17 protein-coding genes are annotated in these 16,269 nt (G+C 45.1%); 4 read left to right on the top strand and 13 right to left on the bottom strand.

The window, feature by feature from the left end; translation table 11 throughout:
• Positions 1 to 374: 374 nt before the first annotated feature.
• Complete coding sequence (locus tag M5J74_RS22890; protein ID WP_015156314.1) at positions 375 to 737, bottom strand: hypothetical protein; 363 nt, start codon at positions 735 to 737, stop codon at positions 375 to 377.
• A gap of 135 nt (positions 738 to 872) precedes the next feature.
• Here M5J74_RS22890 and clpS point away from each other — a divergent pair, with 135 nt between their 5' ends.
• Positions 873 to 1,154, top strand: a complete 282-nt coding sequence (clpS, locus tag M5J74_RS22895; protein ID WP_015156315.1) for an ATP-dependent Clp protease adapter ClpS — start codon at positions 873 to 875, stop codon at positions 1,152 to 1,154.
• Between the two features lie 82 nt (positions 1,155 to 1,236).
• Positions 1,237 to 2,067 (top strand): CPBP family intramembrane glutamic endopeptidase, encoded by an 831-nt coding sequence (locus M5J74_RS22900; RefSeq protein WP_250013346.1) that lies wholly within the window; start codon positions 1,237 to 1,239, stop codon positions 2,065 to 2,067.
• Between the two features lie 62 nt (positions 2,068 to 2,129).
• Here M5J74_RS22900 and M5J74_RS22905 read toward each other — a convergent pair whose 3' ends face one another.
• The 7 genes from M5J74_RS22905 to M5J74_RS22930 all read right to left on the bottom strand — a co-directional run bounded on the left by M5J74_RS22905 (position 2,130) and on the right by M5J74_RS22930 (position 8,962).
• Positions 2,130 to 2,330 (bottom strand): hypothetical protein, encoded by a 201-nt coding sequence (locus tag M5J74_RS22905; protein ID WP_250013347.1) that lies wholly within the window; start codon positions 2,328 to 2,330, stop codon positions 2,130 to 2,132.
• 147 nt (positions 2,331 to 2,477) lie between these two features.
• Positions 2,478 to 3,515, bottom strand: coding sequence for a glycosyltransferase family 2 protein (locus M5J74_RS22910; protein WP_015156318.1), 1,038 nt, complete (start codon positions 3,513 to 3,515; stop codon positions 2,478 to 2,480).
• Positions 3,516 to 3,560: 45 nt separating this feature from the next.
• Positions 3,561 to 4,847, bottom strand: coding sequence for a DegT/DnrJ/EryC1/StrS aminotransferase family protein (locus tag M5J74_RS22915; protein ID WP_015156319.1), 1,287 nt, complete (start codon positions 4,845 to 4,847; stop codon positions 3,561 to 3,563).
• A gap of 41 nt (positions 4,848 to 4,888) precedes the next feature.
• A complete protein-coding gene (locus M5J74_RS32885) occupies positions 4,889 to 5,011 on the bottom strand; it encodes a hypothetical protein (protein ID WP_256498591.1) in 123 nt (40 codons plus the stop codon).
• Positions 5,012 to 5,215: 204 nt separating this feature from the next.
• Complete coding sequence (locus M5J74_RS22920) at positions 5,216 to 5,854, bottom strand: pentapeptide repeat-containing protein (RefSeq protein ID WP_106217320.1); 639 nt, start codon at positions 5,852 to 5,854, stop codon at positions 5,216 to 5,218.
• A gap of 93 nt (positions 5,855 to 5,947) precedes the next feature.
• Positions 5,948 to 7,294 (bottom strand): DICT sensory domain-containing protein, encoded by a 1,347-nt coding sequence (locus M5J74_RS22925; protein ID WP_015156321.1) that lies wholly within the window; start codon positions 7,292 to 7,294, stop codon positions 5,948 to 5,950.
• A 96-nt stretch (positions 7,295 to 7,390) separates the two neighbouring features.
• Entirely contained in the window at positions 7,391 to 8,962 is a 1,572-nt protein-coding gene (locus M5J74_RS22930) for a photosystem II high light acclimation radical SAM protein (RefSeq protein WP_015156322.1), read from the bottom strand.
• 585 nt (positions 8,963 to 9,547) lie between these two features.
• On the opposite strand from M5J74_RS22930, the gene M5J74_RS22935 reads away from it, so the two are divergent.
• Both M5J74_RS22935 and M5J74_RS22940 read left to right on the top strand, forming a co-directional pair.
• The gene (locus M5J74_RS22935) at positions 9,548 to 9,913 is read left to right on the top strand and encodes a DUF1830 domain-containing protein (protein WP_051033365.1); all 366 of its coding nucleotides are present in this window, start codon (positions 9,548 to 9,550) and stop codon (positions 9,911 to 9,913) included.
• Between the two features lie 184 nt (positions 9,914 to 10,097).
• Positions 10,098 to 10,535, top strand: a complete 438-nt coding sequence (locus M5J74_RS22940; protein ID WP_041462580.1) for a DUF4079 domain-containing protein — start codon at positions 10,098 to 10,100, stop codon at positions 10,533 to 10,535.
• Positions 10,536 to 10,585: 50 nt separating this feature from the next.
• Here M5J74_RS22940 and sir read toward each other — a convergent pair whose 3' ends face one another.
• The 5 genes from sir to M5J74_RS22965 form a co-directional block, all read right to left on the bottom strand.
• On the bottom strand, positions 10,586 to 12,565 hold the full coding sequence (sir, locus tag M5J74_RS22945) for a sulfite reductase, ferredoxin dependent (RefSeq protein WP_015156325.1): 1,980 nt from the start codon (positions 12,563 to 12,565) through the stop codon (positions 10,586 to 10,588).
• 230 nt (positions 12,566 to 12,795) lie between these two features.
• Complete coding sequence (locus M5J74_RS22950) at positions 12,796 to 13,344, bottom strand: outer membrane beta-barrel protein (protein ID WP_106217323.1); 549 nt, start codon at positions 13,342 to 13,344, stop codon at positions 12,796 to 12,798.
• A 456-nt stretch (positions 13,345 to 13,800) separates the two neighbouring features.
• Entirely contained in the window at positions 13,801 to 14,121 is a 321-nt protein-coding gene (gene cutA, locus M5J74_RS22955) for a divalent-cation tolerance protein CutA (RefSeq protein WP_015156327.1), read from the bottom strand.
• A complete protein-coding gene (locus tag M5J74_RS22960; protein ID WP_371934076.1) occupies positions 14,114 to 14,824 on the bottom strand; it encodes an A/G-specific adenine glycosylase in 711 nt (236 codons plus the stop codon). Before M5J74_RS22960 ends, cutA begins: the two co-directional genes overlap by 8 nt.
• A gap of 297 nt (positions 14,825 to 15,121) precedes the next feature.
• Positions 15,122 to 16,069, bottom strand: a complete 948-nt coding sequence (locus M5J74_RS22965) for a helix-turn-helix domain-containing protein (RefSeq protein WP_015156329.1) — start codon at positions 16,067 to 16,069, stop codon at positions 15,122 to 15,124.
• Positions 16,070 to 16,269: the final 200 nt, after the last annotated feature.

The following is a 16,269-nucleotide window of genomic DNA, read 5'->3' on the forward strand; positions in this document are numbered from 1 at the left end:
ATCCATAACGGTCAATTGTCAGTAGATACTAGTCTGAAGGTTAAATCCCCGCGACCGAAAAACAAGACAATTTGTTCCTCAAATACATATTAATTTTTGATAATTCCGATCCTGAAGCATCAGAATTCTGAATGTTATTAACCGTAAAGATCGCATTCTGATAATTCGATCTGATTTGCAAAAGACTTATGCAACAGCCGATCGCCAATTCTAAGCCATGAGAAATTAACGATAGCAACCAAGTTCCCATCAATCGTTAGAAATTACTATAGATTGCATCAGAAATTCAAATGGAAATATCAGAAGTTTTTGAGCAGCAGGCAACGAGTGGCAACCAGCGATCGGTTTCCAACAACCAATAACTAACAACCTCTTCACTTCTCGTCAAGCAGCAAAGCCTGTTGAATGAATTGATGCAATCGTTTGAAGGCAACCGGATCGTGCTCTAATGGCGGTTCCCAAGCTGACAATTGCATCAGCAACGGTATGACCTCAGTATCAATTGCCGGACGGAATAAAGAGGGAGGACAGAGAAGATCGGCTCCAGAACGGAGGTCGAGTAGTGTTGGTGAGATCGATAGCTGCTCATCGTCAAAAAATTCCACGAGTAGTAAAGGTCGAAACCACCCAATTTGGCGCGATTCCACTACTTGAATGACTTCAGCATATAGGTGAGTAGCTTGATGGGTTGTACAAACGATTTGTCGCGGTTGAAAGTCACATAAAGAGTTCGTCACAGCTCGCCTCCAGTTCTTCAGTCATGTGCGATCGCTACGGTCGTTGGATTTCGATGCTATAAATATTTAATAAGTTAATCAGTTTCAATCGAGATTTAAACCAAAAGTCGTTAGTCAGAACAAGAGGAGTAAGCAGTGTCCGTCGAAACCCTGGAGCAGCGTTCAACAGTTCGTAAACTCGCACCTCGGTATCGCGTGTTGCTTCATAATGATGACTTTAATCCTATGGAGCATGTGGTGCAGGTATTGATGCAGACTGTACCCAGCCTCACCCAGCCACAAGCAGTAGATATTATGATGGAAGCCCATACAAATGGCATCGCTTTAGTCATTACCTGCGCTCAAGAACACGCTGAGTTTTACTGTGAAACCCTCAAAAATCATGGTTTGACCAGTACGATTGAGCCAGATGAGTAAATAGGAAGTCATAAGTAGTAAGTCATAAGTGTAGAATCTTTTACCACTTACTACTCCCCGCTCACTACTCACTACTTGCTAATTGTTAAAATTCAATTTTGCCAGAATAGCCCTCTACCCAGCTCCCTTGAGGCTGGTCATTTTTATCTTAGTACTGCTGCTACTATGGTTGCCTGTAGCTGCACCGATTCATTGGTGGGTGGATGACAAAAACTTAGTGAATATTCTCACCTTGCCGTTCCTATATGGGATATTTATTATCCTGTTGCGGCTGTGGGGAAAGTCTATCTATCGTCAGCCACACGTGTTACAAGAATATGGTTTGGTTACAACTAGGCAGAATAGGCAAGAGCTACTGATAGGTTTGGGGCTTGGGGTCGCTAGTGTTTTAAGCTTATTTTTGCTAGAAAGCTGGTTGGGTTTGCTATGGTGGCGACAACCCTCTACTTTTTTATGGCGATTTGTCGTTGAAGGGTTAATCGTTGCTTTAGCTTATGGTTTTGCGGAAGAGTTACTTTTCCGGGGATGGCTGTTAGATGAGTTACAGCGAGATTACCATCCTCGGACAGCACTCTGGGCGAATGCTTGCATATTTGCCGCACTGCACTTTATTAAACAACTAGCAGAAATTCGGCGAACCCTGCTGCAATTTCCAGCTTTGGTGTTGTTAGGCTTAACTCTTGTATGGGCAAGACGCTGTGGCAAAGGTCGTTTGGGTTTACCAATTGGTCTTCATGCTGGGTTAATTTGGGGTTATTACGCAATTAATGTTGGGCAAATGGTGCAATATAACGATCGCGTCCCAGAATGGTTAACTGGTATCGATCGCAATCCTCTCGCTGGTGGAATGGGAATGTTATTTTTAGGCGCGCTCGCTTTGGGCATGAGAAGATTTAGCCACAAGTCGCGTTAATCGTTCTTCTCGTAGGCGCGAGCGCTTTTATATCTCTCGATCGAGCCCCAAGTTGTCTGGCATCAACCACGGCTTTTCTTTTGCTCGACTCGTTGTCTTTTTTCTAATAAGCGTTGCTGAATTTCTTGACTAGCAAACAAGTTATTCACTTCGCGAAAAACTCGTTCGACGCGCTCATCATGTGTTGGTAAATTAAAGCAAGTTTGTAAATGTTGCTTTTGACTAGTCAGGATTCGAGGTTGTGGCGAGGATTCTGGAAACATAGGACGGCTCTGTATTTCTGTTTGAATACAGAATAAAGATTACACCCAATCACAACATTGCCACTACCTCCATAAGAATAAGAGTTTCTCTATCTAAAGAGTAGTTAGAGATAGTGGAATTCCGACTTACAACTTACAAGCAAGCGCTTAATTCTGAATTCTTATCCTAGTCCTTACTTTTTGGAAAATTGTTGTTGGCTGTCCGATTATGACCTCAAAATGAGCGCGCAAGCGGCGGGGAATGAGTAACAACAGGTAAGCCGCAATAAGTGTCATCACAGTTTGGCGTGGTGATTCTAGAACGATCCGCCAATAGGAAGCTATGGCTTGATGCATCAATTGAATCGCGATCGCGTCGGATTTCCAGCGAATCGCACTCCGAGCTAGATAGCGTAAGTGATACGCTCTCATCACCGCCTCCCAATTCCTATCTAGTTGGGTTGCGTAAGTATGAAATTTGGCAATTAATTGTTCTCCTGCTGCCAATTGTCGATCTAATTGAGCTGAGAGTCCGCTAGAGTGAACGCGATATAAAGTTAAAGCTTCGGGAATTCCTTCAATTTGCCATTTGGTTTGCAATAAGATTCGCAACCACAGATCGACATCGCCGCCAGAATAACGAAATTGTTCGTCAAAGTAGCAGTCTAGCGTGTCGTGTCGGTTGTCTGAATATTGGCGAGGTGAAAATGCGATCGCGGCAAAGACTTCCCGTCTGACGACAGCAGCCGAACCGTTGCCTACAGGATTACACCGCACTAGATATGAGGGGGTAATTCCCTTAAGTTTCGGTGTTTGATACGAGCCTAAAAATTTACCTGCTTCGTCGATAAAAGCAGAACGGCTGAAACTAACTCCAACTTCTGTAGAATTAGCGAGATGATTGACGTGATGCTCTAATTTATCCCGTTGCCACAAGTCATCACCATCAATAAATGCTAAATAATCTCCTTTTGCTTGCCGAATACCTGCGTTTCTCGCTCCTGGCAAGCCGCGATTTTGTTGGCGAATAATTCTAATTCTTGGGTCGTTAAATTGCTGACAAATTTCTATACTCTTATCTGGAGAACCATCGTCAACAAGCAACACTTCAATATATTTATATGTCTGAGTCAACACGGATTCTAGTGTCGCAGCAATATATTTTTCGCTATCGTAAATTAAAACAATGACTGAAACTAGTTTCATTCATCCAGCAATCCTAGATTGGGTTGGTTGACAGCAAATGCTCCGCTACACTGCGCGAAGATGGTTAACAGTTGACAGTTGTTGGTTGAACGCTACTATGTGTCTTCCTTGTCCCTCGCTTGTGCCTCTCTTCTCACCCCTCATAGTGTCATGAGTCTGACTTGATGCTAGAACTTTTCTCACTGCTTGAATGACATCTAATTCATCTTGGCGAGTCAACTTTGCAGAAAGCGGCAGACTTACTGTCTGCCGCCCAATTCGCATTGCTTGAGGATAATCTTCTGGTTGCCAACCAAATCTTTGCTGATAGTAATCGTATTCTGGAATACTGAGATAGTGTACGCCCACGCCAATGTTTTCGGCTGTCATCGCATTGAGAAAAGTGTCGCGATCGCATCCAGCTTTCTGCTCGTCAATAAGTACCGGATAAAGGTGATAGGCATGGCGAGTATGGGGTTCTGGTTTTGCTGGAAGTACCAAGGGGAGATCGGCAAAAGCGCAATTGTAGTGCTGCCAAATCTCTTGACGGCGCTGCCAGCGAGATTCTACTTGCTTCAGTTGATGGATGCCAAGGGCAGCTTGTAGATCCATCATGTTGTATTTAAATCCGCTTTCCAAAACTTGATAGTGTTTGTATCCTTCTTCACTAAACCGCTTCCAAGCATCTTTACTAATGCCATGCAAGCTCAGCGCTCTGATTCGGGTGGCATCTTCGGAGTTACGCGCTAAAATCATGCCGCCTTCGCCCGTACAAATATTTTTGGTGGCATAAAAACTAAAACAGCCAAAATCGCCAAAAGTGCCTGTTTTTTTACCTTTATATTCTGTTTCAATCGCGTGGGCGCAATCCTCAATTATCTTCAAACCGTAGCGCAAAGCAAGATTACATAAAGCATCCATATCACAGGGTCTACCTGCAAAGTGAACGGGTAGGATCGCCTTTGTTCTAGGGGTAATTTTTGCTTGAACTTGGACAGGATCGATATTCATCGTGACGGGATCGACATCTGCTAGCACGGGTGTCGCGCCCACATGAGTAATGGCGTTGATCGTGGCGCAAAACGTCAGGGGACTGGTAATGACTTCGTCTCCTGGTTGTAAGGAAGCCGCGAGTAGGCTCAAGTGTAGTGCTGCACCACAGGAATTCACAGCGATCGCATTATCTGCTCCTTTATATACCCCAAAATCTCGCTCAAACTGAGCTACCTTAGGTCCTGTTCCCAACCAGCCACTTTTGAGCGTTGCGATCGCTTCTTCTATTTCTGCTGCTTCAATAACAGGCGCGCCAAATACCAGAAACTCTTCTTGAGAACGAATAGGACTGTTTGTCATTCAATTTCTTCCATTTCCCAGATGAAATATGTTACTGATTCCTACAAACAAACGAATAAATCCTGCACGCATTGGCGATCGCTTTCTGTATCGACTCCTACTAAATAGGGGTCGTTTAGTTCGGGAACTTGTTCGGGAAATACTGCAATTCTGAATTGAATCAAATCCAGTCGGGCGATCGCTCATCCGAAAACGGCTGTTCGCCATTTCTATTTATTTTTTAAAAATATAAATCTATACTAGCAGCCATGCCAAGGCTACAGTACTAACACTGAAAAAGTCAATGCTTAATTGGTAAATAGTCATAGTTAGGTATCGGTTACTATTAGCTAGTCATCGATCGCTGGTCACTGATTACTGATAACTGGTTACTGTTTCACCACGGTTCCTAACAAGCAAGTACCAGCCAAATTAACTCCTACAAGATTAGTTCCTTCCAACTCCGCACACAGAAGATTAGCGCCTGAAAGGTTAGCACCCGCTAAATTTGCTCCCCGCAAGTCCGCTTCTTCTAAATTAGCTTCATTTAACAAAGCGCCCTGTAAATCTGCCTGAGTGAGATTGGCTCCTTGTAAATTTGCATTAGAAAGATTGACACCCCGTAAGTCTGCACCCCTGAGATCTGCGCCTTGTAAGTTAGCACTCATCAGGTTTGCCCCACTCAAAAATGCTCCAGCGATCGCGCTTTGGGATAATTTCGCGCCCATCAAATTTGCGCCTCGGAGGTTACTGCCTCGCAGATCGGCACTTGTCATGTCAGCCTGCATCAAATTGGCTCCCAAAAAGTTAGCGCGTAAATCTGCACCGCGAAGCTTGCTACCGAGTAGGTTAGCGCCTTCCAGACGCGATCGTTCTAACTTGGAGCCAGAAAAATCGGCTCCGACTAAGTTAGCCCCTGCCAAATTCATTTCCGCCAGATCTAACCCTGCCAGATCTTCATCCTCTAAATTGGCTCCTGGTAATTGCTTAACTTTTCCTTCTCTAATTGCTGCAATCGAATCAGTCATATTCAGTTATCAGTTATCAGTTATCAGTTGTCAGGGAACAGGGAGCAGAGAGAGGATAAAGGGGACAAATTAAGTCGCAATGGCTATTATCCACTAGCCACTAGCCACTCCCGAATTCCGAATTCCGAATTCTGCTCGCTCCTCATCGATCAGCCACATGCTGCTACTAATTTTTGTGGGGGAGACGGGTAAGGTTAAACCCTGTTGCATCCCGCGCACGAGTAATTCTAGGGTGTCTACAAGTTTTGGTTCCCAAGCTTTACCCTGTTCTTGCTGACATTGAGCCAACGCAGTTGATAAGGCTTCCTCTCTGGTATGAGATTGGGATAGATGGGTAAAACGCTGCTGAAAGTCTGCCACCAAGCCTAAAATTCGCGATTCTAACGGGATTGTCTCCCCCATCAAACCAGCTGGCTCTCCGCTACCATCCCAATGTTCTGAGAAATGGTTGATAATTTGAGCGATCGCGCTCAGGCGAGGCATGGTACGCAAAACTTGGGCGGCTGGGATGAGAGGGCAACTGGGGGCTTCGCCATACTGCACGTTGACCGATTGGGGGGCAATGCGATGGAGTAGACTGGCTAGGCGCAGGCGTTTGACCTGCCAAGCGGGAAGATTGAGTAATTGCCCCATAATTTCGGCGATCGCGGCGACTTCTGCGGCTGCGAGGGGGTTACCCGTATCGGCAAGGTCGATCAGTTGTCCCAAGCGGAGGAAGGCTTGTAATTCGTTGGAAACTAAATTGCTATCTAATATCTGATGATGTTCTATCTGCTTGATGCTATATTCGCTGGTTTGGAGGTAATCGACCACGCGAGAAACGATTGTATTCAAATCGTCCGGTTCTACTTGGGCAGACTCTTGGGCGATCGCCTGGACGTGAGATTTGAGCTGTTGCGCGAGTTCGGGGTTGTAACTGTTAATGTGGGCGATCGCTAGGTCGATTGTTTTCTCTACCCTGGCTGGCTCAAACGTCCAAAAACCGTAAAATTTACGCTCTAAATCAATTGTCGGTCTACCTCCGACTCCGTAATCCGCCTCAGACAACTCTTGACAAAGTACCATTGCCGTGTAGCTAGGCGCAAGAATTATCAAATGCCATTCTTGCGCCACTGGGTCTTCAGGATTCAACGCTACTAAGTCTACATTTGGTAATTTGCTAGTAGGATGGTCGGCAAAGCCCGTATCTGGAGCTGCCATAATCGCCACATGGCGGGATTTTTGGGCTAAATCGTGGTAGCGTTCTGCTTCTTGCAGATACCATTTACCCCGTTGAAAAGCCGTAATGACTAGCGGTTGGCTACCAGAAACCAAAATGCAGTCTTCTAGGGCATGACACAGGGCGACCAAGGTGTTTTTATAGTAGACACCCAGGTTAAGGGGTCGATTCGTGTTTTCGAGTGCTGATTTGAGCTGTTGTAAGATGGAGCCTTCTAGCATGATTGGTCATTGGTCATTGGTCATTGGTCATTTGTCATCGGTCATTTGTCATTGGTAAAAGGTAATTTTGACTTATAACTTTTGACTTTTGACTTTTTACGCTGTTACAAGTTGCTTTTTGTCAGTGGTAGGAATAGGGGCGGAAAGGGCTTCTTCGAGGGGGGCGCAGCCGAGGCGTTCTTCTAAGATTTTCATCACTTCCCGTCCGAAGTCGTTGGGATTTTGTCGCCATGCTTGTAGGCAAACTTCACCAAAGAAGGAACCGAGGGGTTCGGGGTTCCATAATAATTTTTGTACCGTCCAAGGTTTGAGATTCATCGGATCGTAGTCTGGTTTGAGTATGCCATTTTTAAAGGCGTATTCTTCTAAGTGGGTATGGGGTTGGAGTCCGATGAAGAAAATGGCTGGTTCCACTTTGTCAGCGCCGAAGATCCGTTCGAGTTCGCGGTGGTAGGCGATCGTTTGGCGAATGGTTTCGGGGCGTTCGTCAATGACGTTGAAGGAGTAATTGACGGAGACGAGATCGTTAAAACCTGCTGCTTTTAAGTCACGGCAGTTTTCCAACACCGTGCGCAGGTTGTAGCCCATCCGCATTTTCCGCACGAGTTCCTGAGAACCGCTGGTGATGCCGATCTCGAAGTAATTCATCCCCGTTTTTACCATTAAATCGCATAGTTCGGGGGTGAGGTTGTCGGCGCGGATGTATGCTGCCCAGTGGATATCAGTCATGCCTGAATCGACGATCTTTTGCAGCAGTTCGATCGCATCATCGATGAATCTCCGTGCTGGGATAAACTGGGCATCGGTAAACCAGAAATTCCGAATGCCGCGATCGTATAGTTGTCGCATTTCGGCTACGACTTCATCGGCGGGGTTGATCCGTACCTGTTTGCCTTCTACTACGGTGTAAATGCAGTAGCAGCAATTGTGAGGACAGCCGCGCTTTGTTTGCACGCCGATATAAAAGTCGGAAGATTGCAGGTAATAGGAGAATTCCGCCCAAATCTTTTCAATATAGTCGTAGTTACAAGCAGATTTTTCTAGCGGTGTTGGCGCTTCGTGGATTAGGCGATCGCGTGGTTGAGTTTCGCCAACAACGTAGCAGCGTTCGTTACTAAAATCTTCGCCTCGCAACAATTTTTCTAGCAGCGTTTCTCCTTCTCCGACAGAAACAACCGTTCCCTGGGGCAAATTATGCTGCAACTGCTCGTAAAATACACTAACTGCACCCCCACCGACTACGGCACGGGCATTTGGTTGGTGTTTCTGAGCGCGTTTTAGCCCGCGTTTAATCAGTCCTTGATTGCGCCAGAGTTCCTTGTAATAGGAAACTGCCAATCGCAGCAATCCGGTTGCACCGCGAAATTTGACTAACGGATTGAAGGCGTAGAAAAACTCAAAGGAATGTTGCAAGGGATTACCACCCCTACCACCTACTGGGGCATAAATCTGAATATCTCGCCAAGAGAATACTAAAAGCGTCGGCTGAAATTCGTCGATACAAGTATCTAAGGCGGAATTAAAGTCGAGTGGTGGGACTGTCCCTAAGTCAAAAATTCGCTGTTCGATTTCGGGAAAAAGCTTGTGAACGTGATCTGCCAAGTAAACAACCCCAATCGGAAATATAGGGTTGCACGGAAGGCGAACGTAGAGAATACGGTTTTCCATCTCGATCGTTTGAGGTTAGAGTTTACCAAGGTTCGAGTAGCAGCGCTGCTGAGTGAAGCTGAGCCAACTCATGTCTAGATAGCTTCCAAGTTCGCCCTCACTCACGAGCCTAAGCGCCCCTATTAAAGAGATTTCTGAAAATAATTTTCATATAACTTTACGATAACATCGAGCTTGTCTTAGTGGTAGGTCGATCGGAGATAATGAGTTGTCGTAGCTAGAGGCGATCGCTGCTCGATATGACGCGATCGCCTCTAGGATCGCTGGATTTGCGTCACCTCGGCACGATCCCTCAATTGCCGCTCGTGAATAAGTTGGTATTTTGCCTTAACGCATAAATCATTTACAGTCAACCAATTTTGTGCGGTTAAATGCAAAAATCAAATCAAAAATTTATCAGACAATTGGTTGCTAAATCGGAAAGCCGATAAGTTTAACTTCTATCAATTTATATCTATAGATAGAGGCGACAACAAATTCGAGCTAAGTTATCAGTTGGTAGTAGGAGTTACAACACTCGGGGATCGCTAAGTGTTAGCTTATATGTGTAATCAAATAAAAGTGGCTTTCATGCCCTTAGCTGTTATGGCTCAAATATTAGATTCCCTACCACCCGAACAGTCCGACCGACTTCTTTGCTGCTATGTAAACGCAACTAGCAAGATTCAAATTGCTCGAATATCAAATATCCCTAACTGGTATTTTGAACGAGTTGTGTTTCCAGGTCAACGCCTTGTATTTGAAGCGCCACCTAAAGCAACACTAGAAATTCACACGGGCATGATGGCGAGTGCTATTTTGTCAGATAATATTCCTTGCGAACGCTTGTGCTTGTTAGAAGAAAGCAAAGCAGAAGCACAAATGGATCGTCCAGCAGCGCGATCGGTAGAACAAAAAGATAAACTAAGTCAAAGAAATTTTAAATCCCCTCTTTTAACGACTATTGATTAGATCATCGGTTTAACTAACATTGGAGTCGCTAACTTTAGCGGCTCTATTTTAATAAATGAAAAAATAGTGAATTGAAAAATAAACAAATTCTACCGAAAGGAAGAAAGTAAACCGCGCGATCGCTACATTTAGTAAGCTATTACTAGAAATAGAATTGCTGCTATTGTATTCGGTCTAAAATAAATTGGATTTACCTTCTTTTTTGTGGTTGTGGAAAATAGCAGCCTGGTCGATGGGTCTGTCGCTACTAGCTTATCTGCTGTTGACCGTAACAGGCTGGCAGATGTTCCAGGCAAGAACAAATTTTCATCCCAGACCTAGTTGGCTGCATTTGCTGCACTATAGTATTGGTGGCAGCATGGTTTTGCTAGTGCTGCTGCTATTAGCAATTGGTGTTGTCGGTACGCTGGGTCATTTTGGTTCTCTCGGTCATTCCCAACACTTGACGGCAGGACTAATCGTGGTAGCATTAACCCTAATATCGGCAGTTAGTGCAACTTTAATCAGTCCTAAGCGTCAATGGGCGAGATCGCTCCACGTAGGCGCAAATGCAGTTTTATTCCTTGGTTTTCTCTGGGTATCCCTCACGGGTTGGGTGGTGGTACAGAAGTATTTGCCATAGAAATTGTAGAGACGTTACATGTAACGTCTCTACACAAAATGTAGATACGATTATTGCCCTTGTAAGAAAGCTTCTATCGCCTCATTCACAAGTTGAGTCATCGGTTTACCTTGACTCTCAGCAGTAGCTTTTAGCTTTGCGTAGACTGGTTCGCGTAAAGTGATACGACGACGGGCTTTTGCCGCAGTTGCTGCATTAGCAGCTGCTTCCTGTTCGCCATTGCCATCATCTTGTAGGGCGATTTCTGGTTCCAGTGCGCCTTGAAACTCGTATTTGGAGGTAAACTCTCGTAAAGAGTCAAAGCCAATGCGATCGCAAAAATCGCCAAAGCTTTCATTAGGTTGCCGCGATTGTTTGAAGTAAACCAGCAATGGTTCTAATTCTGCCTCCAGGTTATCGAGAGGCAACTTCTCTATATACACTTGCGCCAGCCTCGTTTGGTTAGCATCTGCACCCAACCATAGTTGATACGTGCTAGGACCATTGCCGACAAACCCTAGTTCTGCCATGTAGGGTCTAGCACAACCGTTAGGGCAACCCGTCATCCGCACGACGAAATGTTCTTGACTCAAGCCCAAGCGATTTAATAACACTTCAATTCGCTGGAGGACGCTTGGCATGACCCGTTCCGATTCAGTTGTTGCCAAGCCACATGTAGGCAAAGCCGGACAAGCCATAGAGTATCTAACTAACTGGCTGATGGCGTTGGGGTCAGGTTCTACACCGTGAGTTACGAGTAGATTTGCGATCGCCTGCTTTTGATCTGGGGCGATATCGCACAAAATAACATTATGGTGGGGTGTCAGTCGCATTGATAAGTTGTACTGCTGCACGATTTCCCGTAAAGCAGTCCTTAACCGAAACGATCCTTCATCCTTGATTCGACCGTTTTCGACCGAAATCCCCAAAAATAACTTCCCATCACCCTGTTCGTGCCAGCCGAGGAAATCTTCATATTTCCATTCTGGTAGAGGCTTGGAAGCTTCCAAAGGCTTGCCCAAATACTTTTCTACCATCGACCGGAATTTATCTACGCCCCAGTCATTGATTAAATATTTTAAGCGGGCGTGGCGGCGGTCGGTGCGATCGCCGTAATCGCGCTGAGTAGCTACAATTGCTTTGATAGCATCGTATACATCGGCTTTGGCTATATAACCAATTGGGTCGGCTAGTCGGGCAAAAGTTTCTTCCTTACCGTGCGTCCGTCCTAAGCCACCACCAGCATAGATGTTAAATCCTTCTACTTCTTGCTTGTCATTGGTTATGACTACCAAAGTTAAATCTTGAGAAAACAAATCTACGGAGTTATCACCAGGTACGGTGACGCTGCACTTAAACTTACGGGGCATATAGTGCGTGCCGTAGAGTGGTTCTTCGCTATCGTGAAACACCGTTCCCGTACCATTTTTCTGCCGTGCAGCTACAACTTCAGGGTTTTCTTCCGCACTAATGGCTTTTTCTCCATCTAGCCAGATTTCATAGTATGCCCCAGTTTGTGGTGAGAGCAACTGAGCGACATACTCGGAATATTGCCAAGCATGTTGGTATTCTGGCTTATTTTTAAACGGAGCCGGAGGAGCCATGACGTTACGATTAATGTCACCACAGGCTCCCAGCGTCGAACCCATACTTTTAATTATGGCTGCGATCGCGCTTTTGAGATTTCGCTTCAAAATGCCATGCATCTGAAAGCCTTGCCGCGTGGTGACGCGCAAAGTTTGATTGCCGTATTCTTCAGCCAGCTTGTCCAGAGTCAAATACAATTGAGCTGGCACGAACCCACCTGGGTTTTTTGTCCGTACCATAAATTGGTAGTCTTTCTCCTGACCTTTAATCCGGTTGTCGCGGTTATCTTGCTGATAAGAACCGTGAAACTTAAGAATCTGGATCGCTTCTTCGGTAAAATGAGTTGTATCTTGCAGAATTTCGGTCGCGACTGGTTCCCGCAAAAAATTGCTGCGTTCCTTAATCCCTTCAACTTTGGAAGGCTTGCGAGTTACGGGGGTGGGAGGAGTAGAAGATTTAACCATTAGAGTTGGATGCTGAGTTCACAAAAATATTTCACCGCCGCTCCGGTAAATTTTGATAACACCCCTACGGCTGTTTAATCTCCGGTAATTCCGTCGATTTTGTGATGAATAGATTAACTCTATAGATCCTATCACGATCGAAAAGCTGGGGCTGACTCCAGTTATAAGAGTAAACAATCCCAGCTTTGACTTTGTAGGGGCGCACCACTGTGCGCCCCTACCTCAACTCATTAGTTAAAGCGGTAAGCCGCACCAGCTTGAATGCTGACAGCATCGGAATCGCTGTCTCTGTAGGAATCAATCCCCCACTTGGCATCACCGTAAACAACCACGTTGCTACCAACTTCAGATTCAGCACCAGCAGTTAGCACGATAGCATCTTTGTTACCTAGAGGCGAAGATTGACCTTCTTCAGTATTGAAGGAGTAACCGCCACCAAGGTAAAGGTTGGTATTAGGAGCAACTGGAACATCATATGTTACCAACGGCATCAATGCGGTTGAATCGCCACCAAATAAGATTGCACCTCTGGCAGAAATAGGCGCGTTTGGAATCGCGAATCGTCCTTGAACGTTGCCACCAACTTTAGAATCATCATCGTATATGGGGCTATCACCATCGGTAACGCCTACGGAAATACCACCACCGAGATAGTTCGCATCCGTACCATTTGTGGTAAAAGTTTGAGCTGAGGCTTTTCCTACAGGAAGAAATGTAGGAATGATAGCCAATGCAGACACAGCAGAAAGAGCGAGGATAGACTTAATTGAGCGTTTCATAAGTAACTCTTGAGCCAACAAAAACTTGTGTATTGTGTGTCGTAAAGATGGCGTTTATGTATCAGACAATCAAATAACTTCTTTACCATTTATTACTGAGTTATTGGCTTGCCCGAAACCTTTGCCGTATCACCTTCACTACAACTAAGGTAGCGATCGCCAATCACAGCTTGCAGCAGATGTAGACTGTTAATAAACTGTCATATTATTTTTATAACAATTGTTCAAAATAAATTTTTCACGCTATAATACAGTCAAATAAGTATAGACATGGGAACTTTTTGTCAAAGCTTTCGTCTCTGGTAGAGTTGCGTTAAATAACGCACCCTATATATAAATCCTAAAGATCGTCTCCAGGAATAATTAATTTGAGTATGTTGAAATAGCCATATTCGTAAGGGGCGCACAGATGTGCGCCCCTTACGAATATATTGCAGACGTATGGGCAACGCTACATTATTTAACAGAAGCAGAAATCCAGTCTAGATAAGATTGAGAACCTGCTAATATCGGAATGGCAATAATTTCAGGGACTTCGTAAGAGTGTAACTCGCGGATTTTAGCTTCTAAGTGAGAAAATTGAGCTAAATCTGTTTTAATTAATAATTGCCACTCTTGTTCTTTATTAATTTCTCCCTGCCACGTGTAAACCGATTGGATAGGGAGAATATTCACGCAAGCAGCTAGCTGAGATTCTACTAAAGAAGTGGCGATCGCCTCTGCTTCTTGTGGCGATCCGGCTGTGACCAAAACTAAACCGTAATTTGCTTTATTCATGATTCATATCAAGATTAATTTTGGCGTAATTGCATTGCGATCGCAACGGACAAATTCCACAACTGGGATTTCTAGCCGTACAAACTCCCGCACCAAAATCTAATAATGTTAAATTCCACCGACTCACACTTGTTTTCGGAGCGACATATTCAGCCGCACTCCACAACAGCTTGCAACGAGACTTGACACGATTCCCCTGCAAACCAAAGAATCGCTCTAAAATTCGTGCCACATTAGTATCTAATATTGCTAGCGGCTGCGCAAAAGCATTGGCACAGATAGAGCGTGCCGTATATAATCCAATTCCAGGTAAAGAAAGCAACTGAGCCTCTGAGGCTGGAATTTTACCATCATATTGTTCGATAATTACTCGTACAGATTGATAAAGGCGATCGGCACGGAAATGCAAACCTAAAGGCTTTAGTAAAATCGCAATTTCTGCTACTGATGCCGTTGCCAAATCTTCGAGGGTAGGATATCGAGTCAAAAAATCTGCGTAAATTGGAGCAACTGTATTAGCACTAGTTTTTTGCAGCAAAAACTCAGCGATGAAAATAGTATAAGCATCTGTTGTAGTGCGCCAAGGAAATTCTCGCAGATTGAGAGTAGCCCAACTAGTTAACTGACGACGAAACCACTTAATTTTGTTTGCAGCCAGAAGCAATGTAAAATTTTCTTGAGATTGAGCGATCGCGCTTGTCACAACACCAGATTCCTCTCTTTCAAGACAAGACACTTAAACTTTTGCCATCGTTCCAATTGAGAAACAATTTTGCGCAACAAGCAGCTTACTCAAAGTTAAATTAGGATGCGAAAATCCAAAACTACACTTTGCGCCTTTGCACGCCAGTTGCTACAACGGAGGGAACCTCACGCCAGTCGCGGGACTCGGGGGAACCCCCCGCACGGCGCTGGCTCCGCAACGCACTGGCTCGCCTTTGCGCGACATAATAACTCACCCTGTAAATAGAGACACGACACAGCGCGCCTCTACAAAAATCTAACTAGACGATAAAGAATAGACTCGTCCATCAAATAGTAGACGTGTGATGCCTTTAGATTGAAGTTGAGAACGAGTTTTTTGCAACATGCGACTGTCAGGAACTTTAATCACGCGATCGCGTTTGCTGGAAAATCGCCGCGCTACCCGATGGTTGTCAAATATCGGTAGAGTTTTTTGTTGGACTTCTTGCACGGGAATTTGTCCCAAATCGCCAAAATCCCTCAGCGGTCGCGTAATTAATTCTGCCATGCGATCGATCACGATATAACATGTTCTCGGCAGCATTGCTTCTGACAACGGTAACACCCTGACGAAGCTTTCGACGGGCAATCGCCTTCTAATAACTGGTGTTGTCTCTTCCTCGAAATCGTCGTCTTCGTCTAGATCTTCTAAATCTTCTAAATCTTCTAGATCGTCATCCTCATCATCTTCGTCTTCATCTTCATCGAGCAATTCTTCTCCTACCATAATTGCTGCAATCTGGCTAGCCTCTGCGCTTACCTCCTCGCGCACTTCTTCTTCTACCGGTAGGGAAGGGTTACTGAGTAACTCTAATTGTTCTGCTAGCGGCTCGATTTCTGCTCCAGTCTTCGCTGTCGAACGCCGTTTTTTCACAGGTTTGGGGGTAGGGGCTTCAACAACTGGTTCGGGTTCAGATATTGTTTTTAGTATGGGTGCTTCTAGGGTGGGTGAGGGTACTTCTACCACAGGGGAAGCGATCGCTGCTACCTCTTCTCTCTCTGCTCCCCCAGGGGTCCGAGCCGCCCGTTTAGCTGCAATGAGCGTTTCATACTCATCTTCTGGCAAAGTCACTTTTAAGAAGCGACTAATCGTAGAGTTGCTCACTCCATAGCGATCTGCTAGCGTTGATGTTGTCTCTCCTGTATTGCGATACAAATCCAAAATTTCTGTTCTGTCAGCTTCCGTTAATTTTTTGACCGTCATACTCCAGTTTCCCCTCAGCCCGCTTCTCAACGCCAGAATTGGCGATTGCGGCTCGATATTCACTCTCGTCTCTACAGCACCAATGGCAAAAGTGGTTTTAGGTTAAGCCCGATCGAGCGCCCACCAATTCCAGCCAGAACACTGCTGCATTCAATTTTAGCGGTACTTTGTTTGTCATTGGTAATTGGTAATTGGTAGTT

It is taken from the genome of Chroococcidiopsis sp. CCNUC1, assembly GCF_023546805.1.
Classification (GTDB): domain Bacteria; phylum Cyanobacteriota; class Cyanobacteriia; order Cyanobacteriales; family Chroococcidiopsidaceae; genus Chroococcidiopsis; species Chroococcidiopsis thermalis.